At 69.7% G+C, this 25,971-nt stretch carries 28 protein-coding genes and 1 pseudogene; 15 read left to right on the forward strand and 14 right to left on the reverse strand.

What is annotated here, in order from left to right; all coding sequences use genetic code 11:
- Window positions 1–12: 12 nt before the first annotated feature.
- The 3 genes from ACQEVY_RS20140 to ACQEVY_RS20150 form a co-directional block, all read right to left on the reverse strand.
- A complete protein-coding gene (locus tag ACQEVY_RS20140) occupies window positions 13–819 on the reverse strand; it encodes a TIGR03084 family metal-binding protein (protein ID WP_432950428.1) in 807 nt (268 codons plus the stop codon).
- Between the two features lie 300 nt (window positions 820–1,119).
- Window positions 1,120–1,464 (reverse strand): hypothetical protein, encoded by a 345-nt coding sequence (locus tag ACQEVY_RS20145; protein WP_432950430.1) that lies wholly within the window; start codon window positions 1,462–1,464, stop codon window positions 1,120–1,122.
- 133 nt (window positions 1,465–1,597) lie between these two features.
- On the reverse strand, window positions 1,598–2,581 hold the full coding sequence (locus ACQEVY_RS20150) for an EamA family transporter (protein WP_432950432.1): 984 nt from the start codon (window positions 2,579–2,581) through the stop codon (window positions 1,598–1,600).
- A gap of 179 nt (window positions 2,582–2,760) precedes the next feature.
- Here ACQEVY_RS20150 and ACQEVY_RS20155 point away from each other — a divergent pair, with 179 nt between their 5' ends.
- From ACQEVY_RS20155 to ACQEVY_RS20190, 8 genes and pseudogenes are all read left to right on the forward strand, one after another.
- Complete coding sequence (locus tag ACQEVY_RS20155; RefSeq protein WP_432950434.1) at window positions 2,761–3,018, forward strand: hypothetical protein; 258 nt, start codon at window positions 2,761–2,763, stop codon at window positions 3,016–3,018.
- Window positions 3,015–3,390, forward strand: a pseudogene (locus tag ACQEVY_RS20160) (hypothetical protein). Before ACQEVY_RS20155 ends, ACQEVY_RS20160 begins: the two are co-directional and overlap by 4 nt.
- Window positions 3,391–3,740: 350 nt before the next feature.
- Window positions 3,741–5,942 carry an ATP-binding protein gene (locus ACQEVY_RS20165; protein ID WP_432950436.1) on the forward strand — a complete coding sequence of 734 codons (2,202 nt, stop codon included), beginning with the start codon at window positions 3,741–3,743 and terminating at the stop codon, window positions 5,940–5,942.
- On the forward strand, window positions 5,939–6,355 hold the full coding sequence (locus tag ACQEVY_RS20170; protein WP_432950438.1) for a roadblock/LC7 domain-containing protein: 417 nt from the start codon (window positions 5,939–5,941) through the stop codon (window positions 6,353–6,355). Before ACQEVY_RS20165 ends, ACQEVY_RS20170 begins: the two co-directional genes overlap by 4 nt.
- Window positions 6,352–6,708 (forward strand): DUF742 domain-containing protein, encoded by a 357-nt coding sequence (locus tag ACQEVY_RS20175; RefSeq protein ID WP_432950440.1) that lies wholly within the window; start codon window positions 6,352–6,354, stop codon window positions 6,706–6,708. The genes ACQEVY_RS20170 and ACQEVY_RS20175 overlap by 4 nt, the downstream gene beginning before the upstream one ends.
- Window positions 6,701–7,945: a cytochrome P450 gene (locus tag ACQEVY_RS20180; RefSeq protein WP_432955313.1), complete on the forward strand. Its 1,245-nt coding sequence runs from the start codon at window positions 6,701–6,703 to the stop codon at window positions 7,943–7,945. The genes ACQEVY_RS20175 and ACQEVY_RS20180 overlap by 8 nt, the downstream gene beginning before the upstream one ends.
- A 130-nt stretch (window positions 7,946–8,075) precedes the next feature.
- Window positions 8,076–9,320: a cytochrome P450 family protein gene (locus tag ACQEVY_RS20185; RefSeq protein ID WP_432950442.1), complete on the forward strand. Its 1,245-nt coding sequence runs from the start codon at window positions 8,076–8,078 to the stop codon at window positions 9,318–9,320.
- Between the two features lie 81 nt (window positions 9,321–9,401).
- Window positions 9,402–9,932 (forward strand): GNAT family N-acetyltransferase, encoded by a 531-nt coding sequence (locus ACQEVY_RS20190; RefSeq protein WP_432950444.1) that lies wholly within the window; start codon window positions 9,402–9,404, stop codon window positions 9,930–9,932.
- A 21-nt stretch (window positions 9,933–9,953) separates the two neighbouring features.
- Here ACQEVY_RS20190 and ACQEVY_RS20195 read toward each other — a convergent pair whose 3' ends face one another.
- The 3 genes from ACQEVY_RS20195 to ACQEVY_RS20205 form a co-directional block, all read right to left on the reverse strand.
- Window positions 9,954–10,418, reverse strand: coding sequence for a cytidine deaminase family protein (locus tag ACQEVY_RS20195; RefSeq protein WP_432950446.1), 465 nt, complete (start codon window positions 10,416–10,418; stop codon window positions 9,954–9,956).
- A gap of 35 nt (window positions 10,419–10,453) precedes the next feature.
- Window positions 10,454–11,107 carry a transposase family protein gene (locus ACQEVY_RS20200; protein WP_432950448.1) on the reverse strand — a complete coding sequence of 218 codons (654 nt, stop codon included), beginning with the start codon at window positions 11,105–11,107 and terminating at the stop codon, window positions 10,454–10,456.
- Window positions 11,108–11,215: 108 nt separating this feature from the next.
- Window positions 11,216–12,127, reverse strand: coding sequence for an alpha/beta fold hydrolase (locus tag ACQEVY_RS20205; protein WP_432950450.1), 912 nt, complete (start codon window positions 12,125–12,127; stop codon window positions 11,216–11,218).
- A 114-nt stretch (window positions 12,128–12,241) separates the two neighbouring features.
- On the opposite strand from ACQEVY_RS20205, the gene ACQEVY_RS20210 reads away from it, so the two are divergent.
- The 3 genes from ACQEVY_RS20210 to serC all read left to right on the forward strand — a co-directional run bounded on the left by ACQEVY_RS20210 (window position 12,242) and on the right by serC (window position 14,741).
- Entirely contained in the window at window positions 12,242–12,859 is a 618-nt protein-coding gene (locus ACQEVY_RS20210; protein WP_432950452.1) for a TetR/AcrR family transcriptional regulator, read from the forward strand.
- 220 nt (window positions 12,860–13,079) lie between these two features.
- Window positions 13,080–13,442 carry a hypothetical protein gene (locus ACQEVY_RS20215; protein ID WP_432950454.1) on the forward strand — a complete coding sequence of 121 codons (363 nt, stop codon included), beginning with the start codon at window positions 13,080–13,082 and terminating at the stop codon, window positions 13,440–13,442.
- 180 nt (window positions 13,443–13,622) lie between these two features.
- Complete coding sequence (gene serC, locus ACQEVY_RS20220) at window positions 13,623–14,741, forward strand: phosphoserine transaminase (RefSeq protein ID WP_432950456.1); 1,119 nt, start codon at window positions 13,623–13,625, stop codon at window positions 14,739–14,741.
- 99 nt (window positions 14,742–14,840) lie between these two features.
- On the opposite strand, the gene ACQEVY_RS20225 is transcribed toward serC, so the two are convergent.
- The 4 genes from ACQEVY_RS20225 to ACQEVY_RS20240 all read right to left on the reverse strand — a co-directional run bounded on the left by ACQEVY_RS20225 (window position 14,841) and on the right by ACQEVY_RS20240 (window position 18,110).
- Window positions 14,841–15,467 (reverse strand): SMI1/KNR4 family protein, encoded by a 627-nt coding sequence (locus ACQEVY_RS20225; protein ID WP_432950458.1) that lies wholly within the window; start codon window positions 15,465–15,467, stop codon window positions 14,841–14,843.
- A 59-nt stretch (window positions 15,468–15,526) separates the two neighbouring features.
- Complete coding sequence (locus tag ACQEVY_RS20230) at window positions 15,527–16,093, reverse strand: cysteine hydrolase family protein (protein ID WP_432950460.1); 567 nt, start codon at window positions 16,091–16,093, stop codon at window positions 15,527–15,529.
- A gap of 170 nt (window positions 16,094–16,263) precedes the next feature.
- The gene (locus tag ACQEVY_RS20235) at window positions 16,264–17,091 is read right to left on the reverse strand and encodes an ABC transporter permease (RefSeq protein WP_432950462.1); all 828 of its coding nucleotides are present in this window, start codon (window positions 17,089–17,091) and stop codon (window positions 16,264–16,266) included.
- Window positions 17,088–18,110, reverse strand: a complete 1,023-nt coding sequence (locus ACQEVY_RS20240) for an ATP-binding cassette domain-containing protein (RefSeq protein WP_432950464.1) — start codon at window positions 18,108–18,110, stop codon at window positions 17,088–17,090. Before ACQEVY_RS20240 ends, ACQEVY_RS20235 begins: the two co-directional genes overlap by 4 nt.
- 113 nt (window positions 18,111–18,223) lie before the next feature.
- Here ACQEVY_RS20240 and ACQEVY_RS20245 point away from each other — a divergent pair, with 113 nt between their 5' ends.
- Window positions 18,224–18,985: a TetR/AcrR family transcriptional regulator gene (locus ACQEVY_RS20245; protein ID WP_432950466.1), complete on the forward strand. Its 762-nt coding sequence runs from the start codon at window positions 18,224–18,226 to the stop codon at window positions 18,983–18,985.
- 176 nt (window positions 18,986–19,161) lie between these two features.
- Here the strand turns inward: ACQEVY_RS20245 and ACQEVY_RS20250 are convergent, their stop codons facing one another.
- Window positions 19,162–20,157 carry a WD40 repeat domain-containing protein gene (locus ACQEVY_RS20250; RefSeq protein WP_432950468.1) on the reverse strand — a complete coding sequence of 332 codons (996 nt, stop codon included), beginning with the start codon at window positions 20,155–20,157 and terminating at the stop codon, window positions 19,162–19,164.
- Between the two features lie 119 nt (window positions 20,158–20,276).
- Between ACQEVY_RS20250 and ACQEVY_RS20255 the strand changes: the two genes are divergently transcribed.
- On the forward strand, window positions 20,277–20,951 hold the full coding sequence (locus ACQEVY_RS20255; RefSeq protein WP_432950470.1) for an SGNH/GDSL hydrolase family protein: 675 nt from the start codon (window positions 20,277–20,279) through the stop codon (window positions 20,949–20,951).
- 178 nt (window positions 20,952–21,129) lie between these two features.
- Entirely contained in the window at window positions 21,130–21,642 is a 513-nt protein-coding gene (locus ACQEVY_RS20260) for a hypothetical protein (RefSeq protein ID WP_432955314.1), read from the forward strand.
- Between the two features lie 279 nt (window positions 21,643–21,921).
- Here the strand turns inward: ACQEVY_RS20260 and ACQEVY_RS20265 are convergent, their stop codons facing one another.
- Window positions 21,922–22,857 carry a nuclear transport factor 2 family protein gene (locus ACQEVY_RS20265; RefSeq protein ID WP_432950472.1) on the reverse strand — a complete coding sequence of 312 codons (936 nt, stop codon included), beginning with the start codon at window positions 22,855–22,857 and terminating at the stop codon, window positions 21,922–21,924.
- A 397-nt stretch (window positions 22,858–23,254) separates the two neighbouring features.
- Entirely contained in the window at window positions 23,255–24,250 is a 996-nt protein-coding gene (locus ACQEVY_RS20270; protein WP_432950474.1) for an aldo/keto reductase, read from the reverse strand.
- Between the two features lie 282 nt (window positions 24,251–24,532).
- Between ACQEVY_RS20270 and ACQEVY_RS20275 the strand changes: the two genes are divergently transcribed.
- Entirely contained in the window at window positions 24,533–25,102 is a 570-nt protein-coding gene (locus ACQEVY_RS20275) for a hypothetical protein (protein ID WP_432950476.1), read from the forward strand.
- A gap of 294 nt (window positions 25,103–25,396) precedes the next feature.
- Here ACQEVY_RS20275 and thpR read toward each other — a convergent pair whose 3' ends face one another.
- Complete coding sequence (gene thpR, locus ACQEVY_RS20280) at window positions 25,397–25,966, reverse strand: RNA 2',3'-cyclic phosphodiesterase (protein ID WP_432950478.1); 570 nt, start codon at window positions 25,964–25,966, stop codon at window positions 25,397–25,399.
- Window positions 25,967–25,971 lie beyond the last annotated feature (5 nt).

The raw sequence follows: 25,971 nt of genomic DNA on the forward strand, positions 1-25,971 counted from the left end.
TCGTTTGCGGGCTCACCCGGTGGCTCCCTTGGGGCCCTTGGGCTCGCGGCCCACGCCCGGCGGTCCCGCGAAGGCCTGGGCGATGTCCAGCCAGCGGTCGGCGTCCGGCCCTTCGGCGTGCACGGCTAGGTCGGCGCGGTGGGCGCGCCGGGTGACCAGCAGGCAGAAGTCGAGCGCAGGGCCGGTGACGCGCTGGGGTGCGTCTTCGGGGCCGTACGCCCATACGTCGTCCCCCGACGGCGCCACGAGCTCGACGCGGAACTCCTCTTCCGGCGCGCTCAACCCCCGTACGGAGAAGGCGAAGTCGCGGGCGCGGACGCCGATGCGCGCGACATGGCGGAGCCGGTCGGTGGGGGTGCGTACGAGGCCGAGCGCGTCGGCGATGTCCTGCCCGTGGGCCCAGGTTTCCATGATCCGGCCGGTGGCCATGGAGGCGGTGGACATCGGCGGCCCGAACCAGGCGAAGCGCGCGCCGGGCGGTGCCGCTCGCAGCGCGACCTGGAGGAGCGCGCGGCTCTTACGCCACCGCGCGAGGAGCTCGGCGGGCGGGAGTCCGGCGCCCTCCTCGGCGCCCTCGTCCACGAAGGTGTCCGAGGACCCGAAGGCCTTCTGCACCTGCCGCGCAAAGGCCTCCGGATCGTGCACCGCGAGCAGCGCGGCCCGGTCGGTCCAGGCGAGGTGCGCGATCTGGTGGGCAACGCTCCAGCCGGGCGCGGGCGTCGCACGCGCCCACTCGTCCTCGCTCAACTCCCTTACGAGCCGGTCGAGTTCGTCGCTCTCGTCGCGCAGGTCGTCGAGTACGGGCGCGGGGTCGGACACAAGCCCCTCCGGGGACGGCGGTTTGCTTGGTGTGTTCCGGAGCATGGCAGTCGCCGGAAAAACAAGCAAGCGTGCTTGGAAACTTTTCCAGCGGGGCGCTCCGCTGGAGGTTGGTCAAACGTGCGGGTCCGTTGTGGCTGGTCGCGCCCGCGCGGCGGAGCCGCAAATTGAGACAGCCCCGCGCCCCTAAAAGGAAGGCCTGCGGCCTCCTTTTAGGGGCGGTACCGCACCGGACTCCGACGAGTGAGGGCCCGCACGCCTGGGCGTGCGGGCCCTCCTGCTCTGTGCCGCTCCCGGTCGTCAGACCGGGCGGTGCTCCGCGCTGATCTCGCCGATGCCCGTGCTCAGCGGGGGGCAGCCCGCGACGGCCTGTGCGCCCGTGCCGGGCTCCAGGCGGACCCACTCGCTGGAGACGTCGGCCGACCAGCCGCAGACCAGGTTCACGCGGAACTCGATGGGTCCGGCGGTGTTGTTGTCGCAGAAGGCGTAGCCCTCCAGGTCGTCGCTCTCGCTGATGCCGGTGCTGCAGTTCACGTCCTGGGCCTGAACGGCCCCCGCGTCCTGGGCCTGCGCGGCAGGCCCGGCGAGACCGAGCGTGGCGACGGCTCCGGCGGCAACGGCGAGAAGGGAAAGGCTCTTTCGCATGGTGATCAACCCCGTGGTTGGCGTCTTCGTTGGCGCATGCGGACGCATGCACTTCCGACACGACGCCGACCTCTCCGTCGTATGACAGGCACGCCTGTGGCACGCGCCACATGTACGCGTCACGTGCGACGGCTCAGGTGACGTTCCGGGCCTTCCCCCGTCCGACCTGCGTCCGCACCGCACCCATGCTCGCCGCGATGACCAGGGCGATCGCGAGGGACTCCGTCAGGGTGAGGGTCTGGCTGAGGATGAGGAAACCGGCGATGGCGGCGATGGCCGGTTCGAGGCTCATCATGATCGCGAAGGTGGAGGCGGGGAGGCGGCGCAGGGCGAGGAGTTCGAGGGTGTACGGGAGGACGGAGGAGAGGACGGCGACGGCGGCGCCCAGGGCGATGGCCGTCGGGTTCAGGAGCTTCGCTCCCGACTCGACGATGCCCAGCGGGAGGAACAGCACCGCCCCGATCACCATGGCCAGCGCGAGCCCGTCGGCCTGCGGGAACCGGCGACCCGTACGCGCGCTGAAGATGATGTACGCCGCCCACATGGCCCCCGCGGACAGGGCGAACGCGACGCCGACCGGATCGAGCGAGCCGAAGCCTCCGCCGCCGAGCAGGAAGACACCGGCGAGGGCGAGACCGGCCCAGACGAAGTTGATCGCGCGGCGGGAGGCCAGGACGGAGAGCGCGAGGGGGCCGAGGACTTCGAGGGTGACGGCGGGGCCGAGCGGGATGCGGGCGGCCGCCTGGTAGAAGAGCCCGTTCATGGCGGCCATGGTGATGCCGAAGAGGATGACGGTTCCCCAGTCGGCCCGCGAATGCCCCCGCAGCCGGGGCCGGCAGACGACGACCAGCACGACGGCGGCGACCACAAGCCGCAGGCTCACCACCCCGAGCGCCCCGGCCCGCGACATCAGACTCACGGCCAGCGCCCCACCGAACTGAACGGACACGCATCCGGCGAGCACCAGCCCGACGGGGCCGAGGGAGCCCCGCCGCCTCCTCGGGCCCGGTCCGCCTCCGGGCGCCGCGACAGCCTCCGGCTGCGTGGCGGCACCCACGGCCGCGGTCGCGTCGGGCGACAGGGAGCGGTCTGCGCGGCGGAGGTTCACGAGGGCCATCCAGGAGGTTCGACTCTGTTCAGCATGCTGCACTTCGTCGTACAGAATAGTGGCCTACGCAAGGGGCGTAAAGCCACTTAGCGGCTTACGGGCTCCGCCGGGGGTCAGGCGTTCGAATCGCCACTCATGCGGGGTATGAGGCTTGCGCGGCTACGGGTACGCACCCGCACCCTGACCTCATGACTGACGCGAACATCCGCATCCCCTCCGACGCCCGCGACCGGCTCGCCGCCATAGCGGCAGGCGAAGGCATGTCCCTGCGCGCCTACCTCACCCGACTCGCCGGGACGCTCCTCACTCCCGCCGAGCGGACGGAGCGCGCCGAGCGGACCCGCGCGATGCTGCGCGAGTGGAATGGTTACGACCCCACCCCGGCGGAGGAGACGCGTCTCGACGCCGAGCTCGACCGCCGCATGACCGAGGCGGGCGCCCGATGAGCGATGCCCTTCACGTCATCCTGGACGACACTGCCATGGTGGCGGCAAGCCGAGGCAAGCATCCCGGCCTCACGCCTGATCCACCGGGCCTCGAACGAACAGGGCTGGTTTCTCTACACCCCCACCTGCGCCCTCGTAGAAGCCGATCGCGCCCGGCGTGGCACGGCCGAACACATCGCCAGCCTCGAAGGCATCACGCTCCTCGACCTTGACCTGTCCTCGGCCCTGGCCGTCGCAGCGGAGGACACCTGGGCCGCGCCCCACACCCGATTCGCGGCCCGCCCCACACCGGAACGTCCCGACGGCGCCTTCGTCGCCACCGTCGTTCCGGACCGCTGGCAAGGACAGCGGTTCATCGACCTCAACCCGTGAGGCCACCCCCTGCAACCGGGACACCGCAAACCCGATGCGACATCCGGTAATTGATGCGATGAAGGAGCGGGGCCTCCCGCTCCTTCATCGCATCAATCTCTGCGGGAGACAGTCCCGGCCGCCGACCGCACCGGTCCATCCAGTTCGGCAAGGGCACGCAGCTCCTCGCCCACGGCATGCTCCCGGACACCCCGCTCCAGTGAGCTGAGCGCGGCGGCAACGGTATTCGTGCCCGAGTTGTGAAGGCCACTCCCGAACCTTCCCATTACGATCACGAACTCCCATATAGTGACGGCCAGTTGAGCACCAGGTGTCGCTTCCCGCCCAGGACACGACCGAGGACACGATTCATGACCGCGCCCATCCCTCCAGCGCGCCCCAGTACAGATCGGCCGTCCCTCGCGCACTCCAGGGGCGAGCGTCCCAGCCTGCGTGCCGTAGCGTCCGCGCCGTTGATCGCCGCCGTGCCGACCGCGTTGGCCGTTGTCGGGGCGGTGGTCGCGGCCCCGGAGTCGTTCCGCGTGCCTCTCGGATTCGGTGCTGGAGCCGCCGCTCTGCTGTTATGCGCCGTCGTCGCCTTCGCGAGCCACGCCACGCAGAAGGCGCGCCTGTTACGGCGTCGGCTCGAAGCGGTCACCGACGATGCGGGGCGGCTGCTTCAGGAGCGGGCGCGGATCGCCGCGGAGTCCGCCCGCGAACAGGCCCGGCTCACCGAGGAGTTCGAGCGGGTACGCGTACACGAGGCTGATCAGTTCGCCCAGGAGAAGACACGCCTGAGCGCCGAACTCGCGCAGGAGCGCGCCCGGCTCGGTGCGGAGAACGCCCGCCTGGCCGAGGAGTTGCGCCGGACCAGGACCGAGGGCGGCGCCGCCATCTCCGCCGCCGCCAACGCCGCCGGGCGGATGCAGGCCCAGGCCACCAGCATGCTCGCCGATCTGCGGGCCATGGAGGAGAAGCACTCCGACGAGGACGTACTCGCCGACCTCCTCCACCTCGACCACCGCACCGCCCAGGCGGGCCGTCTCGCCGACTCCGTCGCCGTCCTCGCGGGCGCGCGTTCGGGGCGCCGCTGGGCGCGGCCGATCGTCATGGAGTCGATCCTGCGCGGCGCCATGGGCCGGATCAGCGGCTACCAGCGCGTCCGCCTCCACTCGGCCAGCGAGGCCGCGGTCGCCGGGCACGCCGCCGAAGGCGTCATGCACGCGCTCGCCGAACTCCTCGACAACGCCGCGAACTTCTCGCCGCCCACCTCCGAAGTGCACGTCTACGTAGAGGAAGTACCGGCCGGCGTCATCGTCTCCGTCGAGGACGCGGGCCTGGTCATGGGGGACGTACAGCTGCGCCGCGCCGAACGCGCTGTCGCTGGAGAAACCACCGAGGTCGGCGGCCTCACCGGCACCCGCCTCGGCCTCGCCGTCGTCGGCCGCCTCGCCCGCAAGTACGGGCTGAAGGTCTCCTTCCGCCCCTCCGCCCGCGGCGGCACGGGCGTCCTCGTCCTGATCCCCCAGGACATCCTCGCGGGGCCGGGGGCTCCGGAGCCGGCGCCTGCCGCGCTGCCGCGGGCCAGGTCTGGCGTCGAGGTCCACGTCCGGGCCTCAGGGGCGTACGGCCTCACCGGACCGGCCGCGCCGGAATCCGCGCCCGACGCGCCGCGGACCGAGCCGGGCGTCGAGGTTGAGGCCTGGACCCCAGGGGCGTACGGCCCCACCGGACCCACCGGACCCACCGGACCCACCGGACCCACCGGACCCACCGGGCCAGAATCCGCACCCACCCCGCCGCGGGCCAAGCCCGGCGTCGAGGTGCAGGCCCAAGCCTCAGGGGCATACGGCCTCACCGAACCCTCCGCGTCGGAATCCGCACCCACCCCGCCGCGAACCAAGCCCAGCGTCGAGATCCAGGCCCGGATCTCCGGGGCGTACGGCCTCACCGGACCGGTCGCCCCGGAACCCGCCCCCGCCTGGCCGCAGACCAAGCCCGAGGGCCAGACTCAGTCCCAGGCGCGCACCGCAGGGGCGTACGGCCTCACTGGACCGGCCGCTCCGGAATCCGCACCCACCCCGCCGCAGACCACGCCACGGCCACCGGTCCCGATCCCGCCCCCCACCCCGGAGTCGTACGCCACCGCCCGCGCCCTCCCCGACCTGGACCCGGAGCCCGTCCCCACCCATGAATCCCCGGACCGCACCGGCGAGAACGGGATCGGAACCGGGACCGGGAGCAGCAGCGACAGCGAGCCCGACACCGCCAGCGGGCTCCCCAAGCGCCGCCGGGGCCGCACCCTCGCCGAAGCCGAGGCCCAAGCCGAGCGCACCCGCCCCACCCCCGCAGCCACCTCACCCCGCCCCACCCCCGCCGAAAACGCCCGCATCCGCGCCGCCCGCTTCGGCAGCTTCCGTCAGGCGGTACGGGCCGCGGCGGCGGACGAGGCCGTACGAGCCGACGGCGCCGATCACGTCGTACGGGACTCCACGCCCGCCACCGAGCCGTCCCCCACCCCGCAACTCCCCGCCCACGCGACCCCCCACCCGGAAGGCGACCCCACCCCATGACCGGCACCACCGCGACCGTGAACGCCGACGAGAAGCTCAGTTGGCTCATCGAGGGCCTGCTGGAACGCACTTCGGGTGCCCGGCACGCGCTCGTGCTCTCCCGTGACGGGCTGAAGCTGTGCCGTACGGGAGGGCTCACCTCGGACCAGGCCGATCAGCTGGCCGCGATCGCCGCGGGGATCCAGTCGTTGACCCATGGGGCGTCCGTGGAGTTCGGGGACGGCAGTGGGGGCATTCGGTCGGCGATGGCCGAGTTTTACGGCGGGGTCCTGTTCATCGTCGAGGCGGGCGCGGGCGTACACCTCGCCGTGGTCACCGACGAGGAGGCGGACGCCGCGGCCGTCGGGCACAACATGAGCGAGTTCGTGGCACAGCTCGGCGGACACCTGAACGCGCTGCCGCGTACGTCATGAGCCGCCCGGGCAGGGACGACGCGCCCGACCGGCTCTACACGCTCACCGGAGGACGCAGCCGGTCCGCACCCGACACCCCTTTCGACCTGGTCACGCTGATCGTCGCCGAGTGCGATCCGGTGCCGGGCATGCAGTCCGAGCACGCGGCGATCCTGCGGCTGTGCGAGCGGCCGACGGCGGTCGTGGAACTCGCCGCCCTGCTGCGGCTGCCGGTGAGCATCACCCGGATCCTGCTCTCCGACCTCCTCGCCGCGGGCCGCGTCCGGGCCCGCCATCCGCGCCGGGGCGATACGGGCGACGCCCCCGATCCCGACATACTGGAGCAGGTGCTCGTTGGCCTCCGAAATCTCTGAGACGACTGAAACGGCTACGACGCGACCCGTTGCTCTCGGCGGGGAGCGGTTCCAGGCCGAACCTGCCGTGCTGTACCGGGAGTTGCGGCGCGAGCACGGTGCCGTGGCGCCGGTGCTGCTCGACGGGGACGTACCGGCGTGGCTCGTGCTCGGTTATCGCGAGCTGCACCAGGTCACCGGCGATCCCGTGCTGTTCAGCCGGGACTCGGGCCTGTGGAGTCAGTGGCCGCGCATCCCCGATGACTGGCCGCTGCTGCCGATGATCGGGCGTGGGCAGCCGTCGATCCTCTACACGGTCGGCGAGCGGCACCGCGAGCGCGCCGCGATGATCAGCGACGCGCTCGAAGCCGTCGACGCCTTCGAACTGCGCGGCCACGCCGAGAAGTTCGCCGACGAGCTGATCGACGCGATCTGCGCCAAGGGCGAGACGGACATCGTCGCGGACTACGCGATGCTGCTGCCCGTGCGCGTCCTGGCGACGCTGTACGGGTTCGCCGAGGAGCAGGGGCCGGGTCTGGTCACCGCCCTCAACGACATGATCAACGGGCGCGAGAACGCCCTCGCGGGGCAGCGGCATCTCGCCACGTCCATGGCGCGACTGGTCGCGGACCGGGCGGCGCGGCCCGCGGACGACGTGGTGAGCCGCATGCTCGCGGACGGTTCCGGTTTCACGTATGAGGAGATCACGCAGGACCTGATGGTGATGATGGCCGCGGGTCATCAGCCGACGGCGGACTGGATCGGCAACTCGTTGCGGTTGATGCTGACGGACGACCGGTTCGCGGCCTCGCTGTTCGGCGGCCAACACAGTGTCGCCGAGGCCATGAACGAGGTCCTGTGGGAGGACACCCCCACGCAGAACGTGGCCGGCCGCTGGGCCTCCCGCGACACCCAGCTCGGCGGTCGCCGGATCCGCGCGGGCGACCTGCTGCTGCTCGGCCTCCAGGCCGCCAACAGCGACCCGCAGGTACGGCTCGACGGCTCCGCCCTCACCGGCGGCAACAGCGCCCACTTCTCCTTCGGCCACGGTGAGCACCGCTGCCCGTTCCCGGCGCGGGAGGTCGCGGAGGTCATCGCGCGTACGGGCATCGAGGTGATCCTCGACCGGCTGCCCGACCTGGACCTGGCCGTACCGGCCGAGTCGCTCACGCGCCGTCCGTCGCCGTGGCTGCGGGGGCTGACGGAACTGCCGGTGCGGTTCACGCCGAGTCCGGCATTGGGCGGCGGCACGCTCTGACCACCACCACAGCCACTGCGCCGCCGTACTTCTGACGGCCACGCAAGTGCCGTACGCCGTACTACGCCCGACCGCCACGCAAGCGCCGTACGACCGACCGCCGTACGACCGACCTTGGAGGCCCCTGCCCATGACCACCGAGACGAGCCCGGTCGCCCCGGACCGTATTGCCCTCGACCCCTTCGTCACCGATCTCGACGGCGAGAGTGCCCGGCTGCGTGCCGCGGGGCCGCTCGCCGCCGTGGAGTTGCCCGGCGGGGTGCCGGTGTGGGCGGTCACGCATCATGCCGAGGCCAGGCAGCTGCTCACGGATCCTCGGCTGGTGAAGGACATCAACGTCTGGGGCGCCTGGCGGCGCGGCGAGATCCCGCCGGACTGGCCGCTGATCGGGCTGGCGAACCCGGGCCGTTCGATGCTCACCGTGGACGGTGCGGAGCATCGCCGGATGCGTACGCTCGTCGCGCAGGCGCTCACGCCGCGGCGGGTGGAGCGGATGCGAGAGCGGATCACCAAGCTGACGGCCGATCTCCTCGACGCGCTGCCCCAGGGCGCCGATGCCCCCGAAGTCGTCGACCTGAAGGCGGCGTTCGCGTACCCGCTCCCCATGTACGTCATCGCGGATCTCATGGGCATCGACGAGGCCCAACTCCCCCGTCTGAAGGAGCTGTTCGAGAAGTTCTTCTCGACGCAGACGCCGCCCGAGGAAGTCATCGCCACGCTCACCGAGCTGGCGGGGATCATGGCGGAGACGGTCGCGGCGAAACGCTCCGCTCCCGGCGACGACCTGACCAGCGCACTGATCCTCGCCTCCGAGGACGGTGACCATCTCACCGACGAGGAGATCGTCTCCACACTCCAGTTGATGGTGGCGGCCGGTCACGAGACGACGATCTCCCTCATCGTCAACGCGGTCGTGAACCTGTCCACGCATCCCGAGCAGCGCGAGCTGGTGCTGGCCGGGGCGGCCGACTGGCCGTCGGTGATCGAGGAGACCCTGCGCTGGTCGACGCCCACGTCTCACGTCCTGATCCGGTTCGCGACGGAGGACGTCCGGGTGGGCGACAAGGTCCTCCCGGCGGGCGACGCCCTGATCGTCTCGTACGCCGCGATCGGCCGCGACGAGAAGGCCCACGGCCCGACGGCCGGCGACTTCGATATCACACGCGTCCCGGAGAACCGCCACATCTCCTTCGGCCACGGGCCGCATGTCTGCCCCGGCGCGGCCCTGTCCCGCCTGGAGGCGACCGTCGCACTGCCCGCGCTGTACGAACGCTTCCCTGAGCTGGAGTTGGCGGTCCCGGCGACGGAGCTTCGCAACAAGCCGGTGGTGACGCAGAACGATTTGTTCGAGCTGCCGGTGCGGTTGGGTGGTTGAGGGCGTCGCCGACGTCATCGCCGCCGACTTCGCCACCCGCAACGCCCGCTCATGACTCGCCCCGGAGACACCGTGTATGTCATGCGACCGGCCACAGCAGCCGACGTTCCCGCCTACGCCGCGCTGATCCGCGACCGGGCCGCCTGGATGGTCCGGCGTGGCATGGAAGGCGGCGAGCAACTGCCGGACCGTGCCGACCAGATCGCCACCCAAGCCGCCGACGACCACACTCCGGTCTGGGCCATGACCGATGTCGACGGGCGTCTGATGGGCTGCACCAGCCTGTACGAGGAAACTCCGCACTGGGGTTGGACCGACGCCGAACGTGCCGAACCAGCGCTCTTCCTCGCCACCACATTCACCGACCCGGCCCGCCGAGCCGAACGCCCCGGCGCCCTGATCGCCTGGTGGGCCCTTGGACACGCGGCCCGCACGGGTAAGGAGTGGGTACGGCGCGGCTGCGGGCACCTGGGCCTGGTCCGCTACTACCGCGACGTTCAGGGCTTCGCACTCGTCCACGCCACCGAACGCCACGGACACCCCGCCTACCTCCTGGCACGCAGGGCCGAGGAACTCGCCGATCTGCCCATCCGGTCGGCCATCAATGCCTGACCCGTAGCGCCGCTGGTGGTGTCAGCCCGTGCTGAGTGGCGCGGTGTTCTCGGCGTTCTCGGCGTTCTCGGCGTTCTCGGCGTCGAGCTGGTGGTCTGCCCAGACGTAGCTCTCGGGCAGCAAGTCGGTGATGAGGACGGTTCGGAGGCGGTCGCCCGCGCCGACGATGACCTTGAGGTCGGGGAAGTAGTCGAGGAGGACCTGACGGCACCGGCCGCACGGGGGAACAACCCCTCGGTCGCGGTTGCCCACGGCGACGATCGCCTCCAGCTCATAGGCGCCCTGGGCGGCCGCCGTGCCGATGAGGACCAGCTCGGCGCAGGGGCCTCCGGTGAAGTGGTAGGCGTTCACCGCGGTGACGATCCGGCCGTCCCGGGCACGGGCCGCGGCTGCCATGGTGTGGTTGTCGCCCCGGCAGCGTGTGCGAGCGATGTGCGCTGCGGCTTCTATGAGTTCGTGGTCTACGGGGTGGGTCTGGGCGGTCATCGTCTGTCTCTGCCTTCGTCGCCTTCGTCGGGGTGTCAGGCGACGACGTTGGGCCCGCGTGGCGAGGCGCGCAAGCGGATATCGGCGGTGTCCGCGAGGTGGCCCTGACGGTGACGGACCATGTCTGTGAACTCCCGTGCGAGGTCGCAGGCGGCGGCGATCTCCGGGCAGGCGTTCCGTGCGGTTTCCAGCTGTGCACCATCCGACTCGTCGATGTCCAGTATCCGCGGCGCGCGGACCGGCACCGGCGGGGCTAGCGGTTGCGCCAACAGCGCAGTCCGTCGGCCGTGAAGCCGCAGCTTCGCGCACAGTCGCTCGCCCGGGCGCCCACCGAGTTCCGTCGCGACCGCCCTCATCACCGACCGTGCCGCCGGTGAAGAACGGCGGCGTGGCTCGGTCAGGCCCGCCACCTGTTCCACGAACGTCCGGCGTGGGCACTGGATCTGATCGCAGAAGAACCGACGCACGTGCAGGCGGACGATCAACCCCCGCCCGCCGACGGGTAACTCGGCTGCCTGACGCCAATGTCGGCTGTGGACCCGGATGGCAGGATGCTCGCACTGCGGACACCTGCCCGGCGGTCCGCATCCCGCCGCGTCGACCACCACGTTGCCGTGGGCGGTCATGAGTTGCCGCGCCTTGAGGTTCAGGCCCGGCAAGAGGACGTCCTCAAGCGCCTCCACTCGCATGACGGAGGGCTCCCCTGGTGGAACGGTCTGCAGTCCGGGCGCTACCGGCCCAGGCTCTGACCGGGCCATCCCTCGGCACGGTCCTGGCCCCGTCGGCGTGGGCGGTTGTCAGTCGACGGAGGCCATGAAGTTCAGCATCCTGCGGTTGATCTCGTCCGCGTGGTCGATCTGTGGCCCGTGGCCCGTGTTGGAGATGATCTCGGCTCGGGCGCCGGGGACCAGACGCGGCACGCGCTCCGCCTGCCGCTGCGGGTGCACGAGGAGGCTTCGCTTGCCGAGCACCAGATAGAGCGGAGTCCGGATGGTGGACAGCTCCTCCTCGGACAGGGGAAGCGGGGCCGGGCGGCGTATGCGGTAGGCGCGAACGGCCGTTCTGATCATCGTGCGCAGTTCCGGCATGACGAGGACCGGCTGTTCCAGCCAGGCCGCCAGCCGCGGGCGCAGTGCCTTGGGCGCGAAGGTCGCGAAGAGGCCGGCGAAGATCCAGACGAAGAAGCGCAGCCCCACTTTCTCCAGGCCGCCGGGGTCGAGCAGCGTGACCGAGGCGAGGCGACCAGGCCTGCGGTGCGCCTGGTTCAGAGCGAGCCATCCGCCGTAGGAGGTGCCGACGAGGTGCACGCGGTCCAGGCCGAGTCCGGCGAGGGTCTCGTCCAGCCACTGTGCGGCGCGCTCGGGCTGGTGGATCGATTCGCGCTGCACGCTGCGGCCGGGATCACCCGGGGTGTCGATCGCGTAGACCGGGCGGTCGGCGCTGAGAGCGGGGGTGTTCGGGTACCACATGGCGGAGCAGGAGCCCGCTCCGTGCACCAGGACGACGGGGGTGCGGGATCGAGCGGCCTCGTCCGCGGGGCCGTAGCGGTAGACGTGCGTGGTGCCGAAGGAGGTCTCCACGTCCTCTTCCGCGAGCGCGGGTGCGCCCAGTGCATAGACCGCGTCGCAGGCCGCGAAGTAGCGGTCGCGCCAGGCATCGCTCACGTAGCGGCCTATGTCGGGTCGGGCACGGACAGCAGTCTCGGACACGGTCACCTCCGGATCTCATTTTCGTGATACGAACGTACCACAATGTTGGTACGGCTGTATCATCAAGGTCCCACTGGGGCCGCAACAGTGGAACGACGAGCGGAGAAACGGCCGATGCCCAAGCGCGTGGACCACGCAGAACGGCGCACCGAGATCGCCGAGGCACTGGTCCGCGTCGCCGGGCGACGCGGGCTGCATGCCGTGGGGATGCGCGATGTGGCAGCAGAGGCGGGCGTATCACTGCGGCTGGTGCAGTACTACTTCCAGACCAAGGAGAAGCTGCTGCTCTTCGGGCTCGAGCACCTGGCGGAGAGATTCGGGGAGCGGGCCTCCGCCCGTATGCGGGCCGCCGGGGACAGCCCTGGTCCGCGCGCGATGGTCGAGGCGCTGCTGATGGCGGCGCTGCCGACCGACGAGGACAGCCGCACCTTCCACTTCGTCTACACCTCGTACGCCATTCTGGCCGTGACCGACCAGGCACTCGCCGCCCAACCCTTCATCAAGAACCCGGATGCCGCAGAAGACGCGGTAACCCAGCTCCTCCGGCAGGCGCAAGAGGCAGCTCTGCTCGAGCCCGGTGTGGACGCACAGCTGGAGGCAGCCGGCCTGCTTGCCATGTCTGCGGGACTCGGCACCAGCATCCTCGTCGGCCAGCGCAGCCCGGAGTCCGCCATCGCCGTCCTGGACCACCGCCTGGACCAGATCTTCCGCACCGGTGATGCGGCCAGTTGATGGGCGGCCGACTCACCGCGTGGGAGCCGCTGCCGGCGGGGCGGCCGCATGCCCTGTCCAGCCGATCTCATACATACGGCGCCGTCGGCGTGAGGCGTCGAGTGCGCGTCGAGCGGTGTTGCCCGGGTCGGCGGTCGGGCGCCTCCTCGGGAGGGGTCCCCGGGCCGGGGGTTTACAACTGCCGTGAGGATTCCCCCACTTGAAAGCAGGAGGTCCACTGATGAGTACGCGTATGAGCCGGCGAGCCGCGAAGACTGCCCTGACGCTGACCACGGCGGGCGCACTGGGCTTCGGCCTGATGACGCCGTCCGCGTCGGCCGCCAACGGGCCCTGCTACGACGGGCGTTGCCAGGGCACCGTGTCGGCGCCCAAGACCATCAAGGTCAACAGCAACAAGTTCGGGTTCGGGAAGCTGAAGATCACGTCCATCAGCTCCCGGTCCGTACGGATGTCGGCCGCCGGCGGGGCACTCACCGGCAGCACCAGCCCCGGCGGCGTCGTCCAGTTCAACAACCTGAAGATCTGGGTGAAGTCGGTCTCCGGCAGCAAGGCCAGGCTTCAGCTGTTCCCCACGCGGTACTGACCCTGTTTGGGTCCGTACGGGCCAGCCTGGACCCGTACGGACCCGTTCGGTCCTGTCTGGACCTGTACAGGCCCGTCGTCGAACCCCGGCGCGTTCGTCTGACGTCCGACGCCGGGGTTCGCCGTCTCATCCGACGGACGACGTTTCGCCCAGGTTTCCGGGAGCGGATAGGCTCCCAGCGTGGCTGAGATCCAGATTCCCGCTGACATCAAGCCCGCCGACGGACGATTCGGCTCGGGCCCCTCCAAGGTGCGGACGGAGGCGCTGGACGCGCTGGCCGCCACCGGTACGTCTCTCATGGGTACGTCCCACCGCCAGGCCCCGGTCAAGAACCTGGTCGGCAAGGTCCGCGAAGGCGTGCGCGACCTCTTCTCCCTCCCCGAGGGGTACGAGGTCATCCTCGGCAACGGCGGCTCCACCGCGTTCTGGGACATCGCGACCCACGGACTGATCGAGAACAAGTCGCAGCACCTGAGCTTCGGCGAGTTCTCGTCCAAGTTCGCGAAGGCCGCGAAGCTCGCGCCGTGGCTGGCCGAGCCGACCGTCATCGCGAGCGACCCGGGCACGCACCCGGACCCGCAGGCCGAGGCGGGCGTGGACGTGTACGCGTTCACTCACAACGAGACCTCGACGGGTGTCGCCGCCCCGATCAAGCGGGTCGCGGGCGAGGACGAGGGCTCCCTCGTCCTCGTGGACGCGACGAGCGGCGCCGGCGGCCTCCCCGTCGACATCGCCGAAACGGACGTCTACTACTTCGCCCCGCAGAAGTCCTTCGCCGCCGACGGCGGCCTGTGGATCGGCTTCTTCTCCCCGGCCGCCATCGAGCGCGCCGAGCGCATCCACGCGTCCGGCCGCCACGTCCCGGAGTTCTTCTCGCTCCCGACGGCGATCGACAACTCCCGCAAGAACCAGACGTACAACACCCCGGCCCTCGCCACCCTGTTCCTCCTCAACGACCAGTTGGAGTGGCTCAACGGCCAGGGCGGCCTCGACTGGTCGGTCCGCCGCACCGCCACCTCCGCCCGCACCCTCTACGGCTGGGCCGAAGACCTCAAGTACGCGAACCCGTTCGTCACCGACCCCGCCAAGCGCTCCCAGGTCATCGGCACGATCGACTTCTCGGACGAGATCGACGCCGCCGCCGTGGCCAAGACCCTCCGCGCCAACGGCATCGTCGACACCGAGCCGTACCGCAAACTCGGCCGCAACCAGCTCCGCGTCGCGATGTTCCCGGCGATCGACCCGGCGGACATCGAGGCCCTGACGAAGTGCATCGACTACGTCATCGAGCGGCTCTGACCACGCCCGTACGACCCACGCACGTACGACCCTGAAGGGCGCCCGGTGACCACCACCGGGCGCCCTTGTCGTGCGGCTCGAGTGAGCCGGGCCCGCGCGTCAGGAGCCGTTGCCGTTGCCGTTATTGCCGCCGAGGGGCCCGAACTGGCGGGCAAGACTGTCCATGTCCCAGACGACAGGTCCGTCGAGTTCCTCGGTCCACGAGAGGGTGCCCGGGAAGACAGCATCCTGATACGTCGCCTCCCACTCTTCCTCGCCCGGCAGCATCGCGATCCACGGCGGCGGGGAGTCCAGAACATCTGCCACGAACGCCAGCACAGTTGAGAATGACGCCCAGAGCGGATCGTCCTCCCAGAAACACCCCTGCTCGGGGTCGTAGCTCCCGATCCGCCCCGTCCTGGTGTCGACGATCTCCTCCCACGAGCCAATGTTGCCGATGGGCACGTACACACTCTCTTCACCCTTGGTGAAGCGACCCTTGGAGCGCGCGATCTCGCGCGCGATCTCGTCGACGCCATACAGGACAACGCCAGGCGGGACGATCGTGACGAAACCCGATCCGTTGTGCCGCAGCAACGACTGCTCGACATCCGGCGGAAGCCGGACGCCGATCTGATCGGAAAGCCTCGCGATGTCGTCCGGACTGGCCGGCCCCGGCAGCTTGTCTTCAGGCGCATACCGCGCCAGCCACCGCTCGATCTTCTCCCACGACTCATCGACCGTCACCGGACCGCTCCTTCGGGCGTCGTACGGCTACCGCGATCCGTCGCTCACGCTCGCCGCTCCTACTGAGCCTGTGCGATGGCTTTGAGCCAGTCCTCGACGGCGAGGACATCTGCCCACTGCGGGAACAGCTTTTCGGTGAGCATCGTGTGCACCTCGGGGTCGGTGTCGAGGCAGGCATCCGCCAGGACGGTGAGGCCGAAGTCCAGGTCGATGGCGTGCCACAGGGTGGACAGCACTACGGCGCTGGTGGCGATGCCGGTGAGAACAAGGCTGTCGATATCGCGAGCCCTGAGTACCAAGTCGAGGTCGCTGCCCGAGAACGCGCTCCCCCGCCTCTTGGTCACCACGACCTCGCCCTCCTGGGGCGCGACGTCGTCATGGATCTCGGTGCCAGGGGCCCCCTCGCGGAACAGGCCGGCCCGCACGGCGTTGGTGATCACCTTGTTGCGAGGGCTGACTTCTGGATCGCCCGGCCGTAACGCGAACACCACGTAGATCACTGGGATGCCTGCAGCCCGAGCACCGTCAATCGCCCTGCGTAAACGCGGCAGATATCCGGAACCGTCGTCGGCGATGGCCACGATGTCCCGTTGGACGTCCATCACCAGAAGTGCGCTGTTCGCCATGCTTGCCGCCTCTTCTCCGTTGGGAAACAGAAGCAAGTCTGGTGGATCAACCGAGCTGCGGCGGAGGTTCCGGAGATCCCGGTCGAGGGAGCTCGCCACGTACTGGCGCTCGCAAGCGAAGCGCCCGGCACTTTCCCGTGCCGGGCGCCCTCATTTCCGTACCGCCTAAATCACCTGCTGAGCTTCTGGAAGCGCCGTACCGCCAGCGGTAGGAAGATCGCCGTCAGGATCACCGGCCATAGACCCGACATCAGCAGCGCGTGCTGTTCGACCCAGGAGTCCCCGCTGCCTACCGGGGTGCCGAAGAGTTCTCGGGTGGCCATGGCCGTTGAGGAGATCGGGTTCCAGGCCGCTACGAAGCCCAGCCAGTCCGGCATCAGCTGGGGGGCTACGAAGATGCTGGAGATCATGGTCAGGGGGAAGGCGACCGCGAACAGGCCGCCCGCCGCCTCCGGGTTGGGGACCATGAGGCCGAGCCATACGCCGAGCCAGATCAGGGAGAGGCGCAGCCACAGCAGGAGGCCGAAGGCGAGGAGGAAGTCGAAGCCGCCTGCCGGGCGCCAGCCCATGGCGATCGCGGTGAGGTTCAGGATCGTCAGCTCCGCGCAGGCCACGATCAGGTCGGTGACACTGCGGCCGGCGACGACCGCGGACGGGGCCATGGGCATGGAGCGGAAGCGGTCGATGACGCCGTTGGTGGCGTCGTACACGACGAGCGTCGCGGTGTTGATGAAGCCGAAGGCCATCGTCATCACGAACATGCCCGGCATCAGGAAGTCCTTGTAGTCCCCGCCGCCGGGCACCTTCATCGCGCTGCCGAAGACATATCCGTAGAGGAGGACGGAGAGGATGGGGAACCCCAACCCCCAGGCGATGTTGACGGGTTGGCGCTGGTAGTGGGTGAGGCCGCGGCGCACGATGGTCCAGCAGTCGGCGAGGGCCCAGTAGGCGCGGCTGTGGCTGGTGCTCTGTCCGGTCGTCAGGTCGAGCGCGCTCATGCCGCCATCCCTTCCTTCGCGTCCTTGGCGTCCTTGGCGTCCTTGGGGTTCTGCGGGTCCCGGGGGTTCTCCGAAGCGTCTGTACGGTGGCCCGTCAGGCTCAGGAAGACGTCGTCGAGGCTTGGCCTGCGTAGGCCTATGTCCTCGACCGGGACGCCCTCGTCCTGGAGCGTGCGCGCGACCTCGGTGAGGGCGAGTACGCGGTCGGTCACCGGGGCGTGCACCTTCAGCTCGGTCTCGTTCGTCTCCGGTTCGGCGTCGGAGACCTTGGCGAGGACCTTCACGGTGCGGGGGATGTCGGCGCGGTCGGCGAGGACGACCTCGAGGCGGTCGCCGCCGACCGTGTTCTTCAGCCCGTCCGGGGTGTCGTCGGCGATGGCGCGGCCCTGGTCGATCACGGTGATGTGCGAGGCGAGCTTGTCGGCCTCGTCCAGGTACTGGGTGGTCAGCAGGACGGTCGTGCCGCCTGCCACCAATGCCCGTACGGATTCCCAGACTTCACCTCGGCCACGAGGGTCGAGCCCGGTGGTCGGTTCGTCGAGGAACAGCACGGCCGGGGTGAGGATCATCGAGGCGGCGAGGTCCAGGCGGCGGCGCATGCCCCCGCTGTACTTGCCGACTCCCTTGTCGGCCGCGTCCACCAGGTCGAACTGTTCCAGCAGCTCACCGGCCCGCAGGCGTGCCCTGCGTCCGCCCAGGTGGAAGAGCCGGCCGAACATCTCCAGGTTCTGCCGCCCCGTCAGCACCTCGTCCACCGCCGCGTACTGGCCGGTGAGGCCGATCCGGGCCCGTACCTCCCGCGGCTGCCGTGCCACGTCCAGGCCGGCCACCTGCGCCTGGCCGCCGTCGAGCTTGATGAGTGTCGACAGGATGCGGACGGCGGTGGTCTTGCCCGCGCCGTTCGGACCGAGCAGGCCGTGGACGGTTCCCTCCCGCACCGCCAGGTCGAAGCCGTCCAGTGCGCGCTTCTCCCCGTACCTCTTCTCGAGCCCTTCGGCCCGGACCGCGTAACCGCTCATGTGCACCCCTCCCGTGAGTCCTGAGATCCCGCTTCAGCCATAAACTGAGTACGCCGTACTCATTTGAGAGTACACCGTACCCAGTTTCCGGTCCAGGGATTATCCTGAGGCGCATGACGAGCACGTCGGGTCCGGAGACCAGCGGCAGCGGAGACATCTCCGTCACCCTCGAACTGTTGTGGAACACGGGTAAGCGCCCCAGTCGCGGCCCCAAGCCGGCTCTGACGCTCGAACGGATCGTGGAAGCGGCCATCCAGATCGCGGACTCGGAGGGCCTGGAGGCCGTCTCGATGCGCCGGCTCTCCAAGGAACTCGGCACCGGCACGATGTCGCTGTACCGGTACGTCCCCGGCAAGGGCGAGCTGCTCGATCTGATGCTGGACCGCGTGCAGCGGCCGACCGGGGACGAGGGCGCGCTCGGCGAGGGCTGGCGCGCCGCTCTGGAGGCCCTGGGGCGCGAGACCCTTGCCCTCTACCGGCGCCATCCCTGGCTGCTGCAGGTGAACCAGACGCGTCCGGTGCTCGGGCCGGGCGCTCTCGACGGCATGGAGATGGTGCTCGCCCGTATCAAGCCCATGGGGTTGACCGACCCCGAGTTGATCTCGGCGATCATCATGATCGACGGGTATGTCATCGGGGCTGCCCGTACGCAGCTGTACCAGAAGGAGGCGGAGCGGAAGTCGGGCCTTACAGATTCGGAGTTCTGGGAGGCGCAGGCCCCCGTCCTGGAGAAGGCCATGACCAGCGGCCGGTACCCCGTCCTCGCCTCACTCAGCGAGGACGCCTTCGGCTACGACTTCGACCACTTTGAGTTCGGGCTCCAGCGGATCCTGGATGGGCTGGAAGCGCTCGTTGCCCGTCGTGGCGGAGCGTGACGGCTCCGCCGGTTGGGCAGTTCGGAGAGCTCGGGGGGTTGCGGGGTTTTGCGGCTGCGGGTCCGTTGTGGCTGGTCGCGCCCCGCGGCGGAGCCGCCAATGTCACAGCCCCGCGCCCCTAAGAGGCCTGCGGCCTCCTTAGGAGCGCGTACTGCACCGGGCTTCGCCAAGGCCTCTCAAGACCTGCGCCTGAACAGCCTCTTGAGTCCGTAGAGGACGACAAGCCCGACACCGAGAGCGACGGCTGCCCTCGTAAGGTTGTCGTTCGACCCGTCACCATCGCCGTCGCCGTTCCCGTCGGCGGATGAACTCCCGTCCCCCGAGGGGGACTTGCCGTCCGCTCCGGGGACGCTGCCGGCCTCGACGGAACTCTGCTCCCCCTCGGTTCCGTACAGCAGCGTGGAGCCGTCCGGGGTGTACGTCACCGACTCGCCCTGGCCCTGGAGCGGCACGCTCAGTCGGCCCTGGCGCTTCGGCTTCCCGTTGTTCCACTCGTACGCGATGCCGCCGAAGTAGCCGCGTACGGCGAGCTGTTGGCCGTCCGGGGAGAAGGCGGCGTCGGTGGTCCACAGGTCGATGGGGGCGACGGGCTTGAAGACGTTCGTGCCGGAGGAGGAGAGCTGGGCCGGACCGTCGTACAGGTGCCCGCCGTCCTCCTGCTTGTCGATGATGTAGACGCGACCGGTCTTGGGGTGCACGACGAGCGACTCGGCGTCGCGGGGGCCGTCGGAGTACTTCACCACGTACTGCGTGGCCTGGACCGTCTGGTCCTTGAGCTGCTTGGGCTCGGGCAGCCGGTAGACCCACACGAAGGACCACTCCACGCCGTCGTTGTCGCCGATGTCGCCGACGTAGATCTCGTTGTTCGGGCCGATGGAGATGGCCTCGATGTCGCGCGGGGTGCCGACGCCGGTCATGGTGATCGTCGCGACGGTGTCGCCGGTTTTGCTGTCGACGGCGTAGAGGTAGGCGCCCTTGTCCTGGTCGTTGTGGGTCCAGTAGATGCCCTTGTGCTGGCGGGAGGCGGCGAGGCCGCTGGACTCGGTGATCCCCGGGTCCTTGATCGTGAACCCCTCCGAACCGTCGTCGCCGTCGGCGGCGACGGCGGCGGCGGGCGCGCCGAGCGCGAGGACGAGCAGGGCTGAGGCGAGTAACGACAGCGAACGGCGCATGCCCCAAGCGTGCCATCCCCGCACGGCGTTCCCGCACGGTGTTCAGCTTCACAGTCCTGATCGCGCCGTGATCAGGGATCTGGGAGGGATCTCGCGCCGTGGTCAGGGATGATGAGCGGATGCTCAGGTTCATGCCCGTAGGCGACTCCCAGACCATCGGCAGCGCGGGCGAACACACGTGGCGTTACCGGATGTGGCAGCACTTGCGCGCGACGTACGGCGGCCCGTTCCGCATCGTCGGCCCCCGCGAGACGCTCTTCGACAAGGCGACGGACACGGCCGACTCGTACGAGTACGCCGACCCCGACTTCCCTCGCTCCCACCTGGCGGGCTGGGGCGAGGGCTGGCTCCACATGACCCCTCTGATCGCCGATGCGGTACGCACTGAGCGCGCGGACGTCCTGCTGATCTCGCTGGGCCTGATCGACCTGGGCTTCTACACGGACGCGGACGGCACGGCGGCGAATGTACGACTGTTTGTGTCCGAGGCCCGTTCGGCCAACCCCCGCGTGGCGATGGTCTTCCTCCCCGTGATCCCGAACGTGAGGGCGGACACGGACACCGCCTTCGCCACCGAGGTAGCCCGCTTCAACGAGCTGCTGGCAAAGGCGGTCGCGGACCTCGACGAACCGTCGTCCCCACTACTGCTGGCCTCGCCCCCGGAGTCGTACGACCTCAGCCGCGACACCCACGACGGCACCCACCCGAACGCCTCGGGCGAGCACAAGATCGCGGCCGCGTTCGCCGAAGCGATGTACCAGGCCTGGGACTTGGGGGAACCGTACGCGGTGTGAGGGCTGCGATCCTCGGCGTCCGGTCAGAGCCCACTCTCCTCGACCTCATCCTTTTGGACCCAGCCTGTACGGCGATTGAGCCCTCCTCAGGTCTCCCCTCAGCGGGTGCACCCTCATCCGCGGGGCGGACAGGGTCCGCCGTAGCGGACGAAGCGTGGCCGCCGTGTCCAGGGCCAGCATGTACGTCATGACGACAGCGACCGCCCCTCTCTCTGCCTCCGCACCTGCGCCTGTCTGGGCTCGCCGCGCCGCCCACGCCATCGCTCTGTGCGCCGTCCCGTCCGGGCTGTGGCGCATCGCAATGGCATGCGGTGTCTATGTGGGCTACAGCGACCAAGTGCTGCGCGATGTCTTCGACATCCCAGGCTGGGGCATCGCATACGTCGTCGGCCTCTCGGTCCTCACTGAGCTGGCCGCTCTGTTTCCGCTGCTGCTCGTCAGCGACCGGTGGAGGCCGCTGCACCCCAGGGTCCTCGCCCCGCTCGCCTGGACCGCCTCGGGCGTCCTGGTTGTGGTGGCACTGTGGCAACTCGTGGTCGCTTTCGCCGTCGAGAGCCAGACGTACATGTCGAGCGGTACGGCACAGACCGTCTGGGGGTTCGTTTTCGCCCCGCTGTTCGCCATCCCGGCCCTGATGACCGCGGTGACCTGGTCGTACGCAAAGCGGCACCGGGCGCGGGGACAAGCGTGACCCGATCACGCTGCTGGGCGGACGTTGCGGGCGGCCACAGCTCCGCCCCGCCGGCCCGCACCCGACTTGATCGCTTCCGAGTGGTGCCGATACGTCCACCCGCCCACGACCGGGTGCCGATCACGGAAAATTGTGACACTCGCCCCCCGAAGTGTCACAATTCCGCACCCCGCCTACTCCGCCTACTGGCCGTCGGCCGCGTCCGCGTCCGCGAGGAGCTGGCGACGGCGACCAGCCCGAGTGAGCTCGGTTAGCCCTCGGGATCAGTACCGCTCGGGATCAGAACATCGTGTTGTCGTTGGCGGAGTTCTCCGGTACGTCCTGGATCACGTCCCAGTGCTCGACGATCTTTCCGTGTCGCACGCGGAACAGGTCGATGATCGCCTGGCCCCGCTCCCCCGGTGCGTTCACGTAGTGACTGTGGACCGCCACCAGGTCGCCCTCGGCGACAACCCGCTTCGGGGACACCTTCAGCTGCGGGAACGCGTCGAAGTACGCGCCAAGGCCCTCCTTCACGCCCGTCACACCGTCGGCGATGTTCGGGTTGTGCTGGTGGTATTCAGAACCCACGTACTTGTCGACGGCGGACAGGTCCTTCTTGACCAGGAGCTGGTCGACGTACGCCGTGACCAGCTTCTTGTTGTACGCGGTGAGCCAGCGCGGGCCCGGCTTGTTCGTACGGGGCCAACTCTCCGTGGAGAACATGTCGTTGCCGTTCACCGTGGTCGCCGGCACCTCCTGCGCCGTGTCCCAGTGTTCGGCGATCTTCCCGCCCTGGAAGCGGAAGATGTCGAAGACGGCGCTGCCGCGCGTACCCGGCGTCAGGACGACGTTGGAGTGCACGAGCACGAGGTCGCCGTCGGAGATGACCCGTTTGACGTCGTACTCGGCGTCCGGGAACTGCTGGCTGAGGGCAGTGCCGAGGTTCTTGAGGGCTTCGGAGCCGTCGGGGGCGAGCGGGTTGTGCTGGATGTAGTCGGGCCGTACGAAACGGTCGACGACCGACGTATCGCCTCGCTCGAACACGCCCTTGAGCACCTTGACGGCGACGGACTTCTGGTAGCCGAGGCGGGCGGAGTCGCCATAGCCGACCTGGTGCGCGGGGGCGACCGAAGCAGGAGCCGCAGCGGCGGGCACGACGGCCACAGCGGTGAGAGCTGCGGCGGCCATGAGCGCGGTGGCGAGGGTACGGCGGGCGGGTGCGGTGGTGGTCATGGGGTGCTGATCTCCGGTCCTGTGGGGAGGAAAGCGGTAAGCATGACCTTCAGCGCCTCTAAGTATTGAAAGTTCAAGCTCACACGTGCCGAAGGAAAGCACTAACCATCAGTTAGTGTCAAGATCGGCGCCCCGCGCGAAGGCCCGCCCAACTGGTGCAGGCGCGCGCTGGGGGCGCCCCGATAGGGGCGCGGGGAACTGCGCGACAAGCCACAACGAGCCCGCAGCCGCGACACGACTGTCACCCACCACCCCAATAGGCACCCCACCCACCCGCGGTAGGCGCCCCACTCACCCGCCGGAGGCAGGGGGCCTGGGGGCGCAGCCCCCAGTTTCGGGAAGGGGCGGGGCTGGGGAGAAGTGACCACCGCTCCCCCCAGCCCCTCGACCTACCCCGTCACCAAGCGAACGCCTCCGGAGAAGGCCCAGGCCCAGGGAAGATCTCCTCCAGCCCAGCCAGCAGCTCCTCGCTGAGCTCCAACTCGACGGCCCGCAACGCGGACTCAAGCTGCTCAGCGGTGCGCGGACCGACGATCGGCCCCGTCACTCCCGGCCGGGTGAGGAGCCAGGCGAGCCCCGCCTCGCCCGGCTCAACGCCGTGCTTGTCGAGCAGATCCTCGTACGCCTGGATCTGCGCCCGCATCGCGGTGTTGGCAAGGGCGTCGGCAGCCCGCCCGCTCGCCCGTCGGCCTCCCTCGACCTCCTTCTTGATGACGCCGCCGAGCAGGCCACCGTGCAGCGGAGACCAGGGGATGACCCCCAGCCCGTACTCCTGCGCGGCAGGGATGACCTCCATCTCGGCCCGCCGCTCGGCGAGGTTGTAGAGGCACTGCTCGCTGACGAGCCCGATCGTGCCGTGGCGGCGGGCGGCGATCTCGTTGGCCTGGGCGATCTTGTAGCCGGGGAAGTTGGAGGACCCGACGTACAGGATCTTCCCCTGCTGGATGAGGGTGTCGATCGCCTGCCAGATCTCCTCGAAGGGAGTGCGGCGGTCGATGTGATGGAACTGGTAGAGGTCGATGTAGTCGGTCTGCAGCCGCTTGAGCGAAGCGTCCACCGCGCGCCGGATGTTGAGCGCGGAGAGCTTGTCGTGGTTGGGCCAGGGGCTGGCGCCGTCCGCGGCCATGTTGCCGTAGACCTTGGTGGCCAGGACCACCTTGTCGCGGCGGTCACCGCCCTTCGCGAACCAGTTCCCGATGATCGTTTCCGTACGGCCCTTGTTCTCGCCCCAGCCGTAGACATTGGCCGTGTCGAAGAAGTTCAGACCCGCGTCGAGTGCGGCGTCCATGATGGCGTGGCTGTCGGGTTCGTCGGTCTGCGGGCCGAAGTTCATGGTGCCGAGGACGAGTCGGCTGACCTTGAGTCCGGTACGTCCGAGCTGCGTGTACTTCATGAGGCAACAGCCAACGCCTTGGAGTCCGCTCAAAGCAAGGGCGTCCCGCCCGACTGTGCATCACTGCGCCCCGGCGTCCGCCGCCTGTGCATCGACTCCTCGGCGGGCCTGGGCGATTGTGCACGCGTGATCGTCACTCGGCAGACCTGTGCAGGCCCGCCGTGGCCGAAGATCAACCGACCCCGTACCATGATCGCCGCTCCTGGAAGCGCGTGATCCACCCCCATCGTCGCCGGTCGCGGCGCTCCGGAGCGCTCCGACAACAACAGACTGAGGAATTACGTGCCCAAGCGCATCGCATCCCCCCACAGCCGCCGCTCCGCCCGCCGGGGCTCGGCACTCACCGCCCTGGCCCTGACCACCGCCCTCACCGGCGCCGCCGTGACGGCGGCCCCGGCGGCCTCGGCGCTGTCCTGGAAGTGCAACACCAGCAGCAGGAGCATCGACCAGGCCAACTACGACGGTCCGTGGGCCGACCAGTGGGACGTCAAGGTCAAGACCTGCGCCGCCCGCTCCGGCTCGACGGTCTACGCCAAGGCCTCGGTCAGCTGGGACGGTCCGGCCGGCGGCGTCGACGCCGACATCTTCGACGGGGCCTACCTGCGCCTCGTGATCAAGAAGCAGCAGTCCGGTTCGGACCCGGTGAAGAAGGCCAAGAACGGCCACGGCATCCAGGCCAAGCTGGAGGACAGCGACAGCAACGGCAACTACAACAACAGCTACGGCACCGGCACGATCAGCTACCGCATGGGTTCCGCCAAGGGTTACGCGGACAGCACGCTGTACCTGGACTGGAACGACGACGGCGACGGCTACCACCGGCACAACTTCGCGGCCTCGCCGGCTCGCTAGGTCCTGCTCGCCCGCGCGGTCGCCGCTTCGGCGGCTGCCGCGCGGCACCGCTGGCCGCGCGTAGCGCTGCGCCGGAGTCCGATGGACCATCTGCGGGTCCGTCGTGGCTGGTCGCGCAGTTCCCCGCGCCCCTAAAGGGGCGCTGCCGAACCGTAGCGGACTTCGCCAAGGCCGCTACTGGCCGCTGCTCAGCGCCGACGCCAGTGCCACCACCACGAACATCAGCACCAGTACGCCGGCCATGATCCGGTTACGTGTCTTCGGGTCCACGTGGTCGAGCCTAACCGGAGGGCCTCACGTGCCCGAGCCGAGGGCCCAGCGGGCGAGGGTCTCGTAGCGGGGGCGTTCGCCGGGTACGCCCGACCTGGGGAGATTGCTGCGGATCAGGCAGAGCTCGGACACGGTCCACGGCCGCCCGGCGAAGCCGTCCAGCAGAGCTGTGTACGGCGCGAAGTCCGCCGGGCCCCGGCTCCGGGCGACCGTGAGATGTGGACGGTAACTGCGGTGCTCCTCCATCGGGACGCCCGCCTTACGCGCCGCCGCCTCCGAACGCTCGGCCAGCAGCCGCATCGTACGGACGTCGCCACTCGCGCCGATCCACAGCGCCCGGCGCCCGAAGTGACCCCCGCCCCGCAGCTCCAGCCCGAACGGTTCCGTCCGCCGCGCCGCCCGCTCCAGCCGCGCCGACAACTCCGGCACGACCTCGTCGTCGACCTCTCCATAGAACGCCAGCGTGAAGTGCCAGCCGGGCCGCCCCGTCCAGCGCAGCCCCCCGGCACCCGGCAGCTTCCCCAACTCATCGACAACCGGGGCGAGTTCGTCGATCACATCCTCCGGCGGCAGCACGGCGGCGAAGAGTCTCATTCCCT

The organism is Streptomyces sp. CA-288835, from assembly GCF_050936385.1.
Taxonomy (GTDB): domain Bacteria; phylum Actinomycetota; class Actinomycetes; order Streptomycetales; family Streptomycetaceae; genus Streptomyces.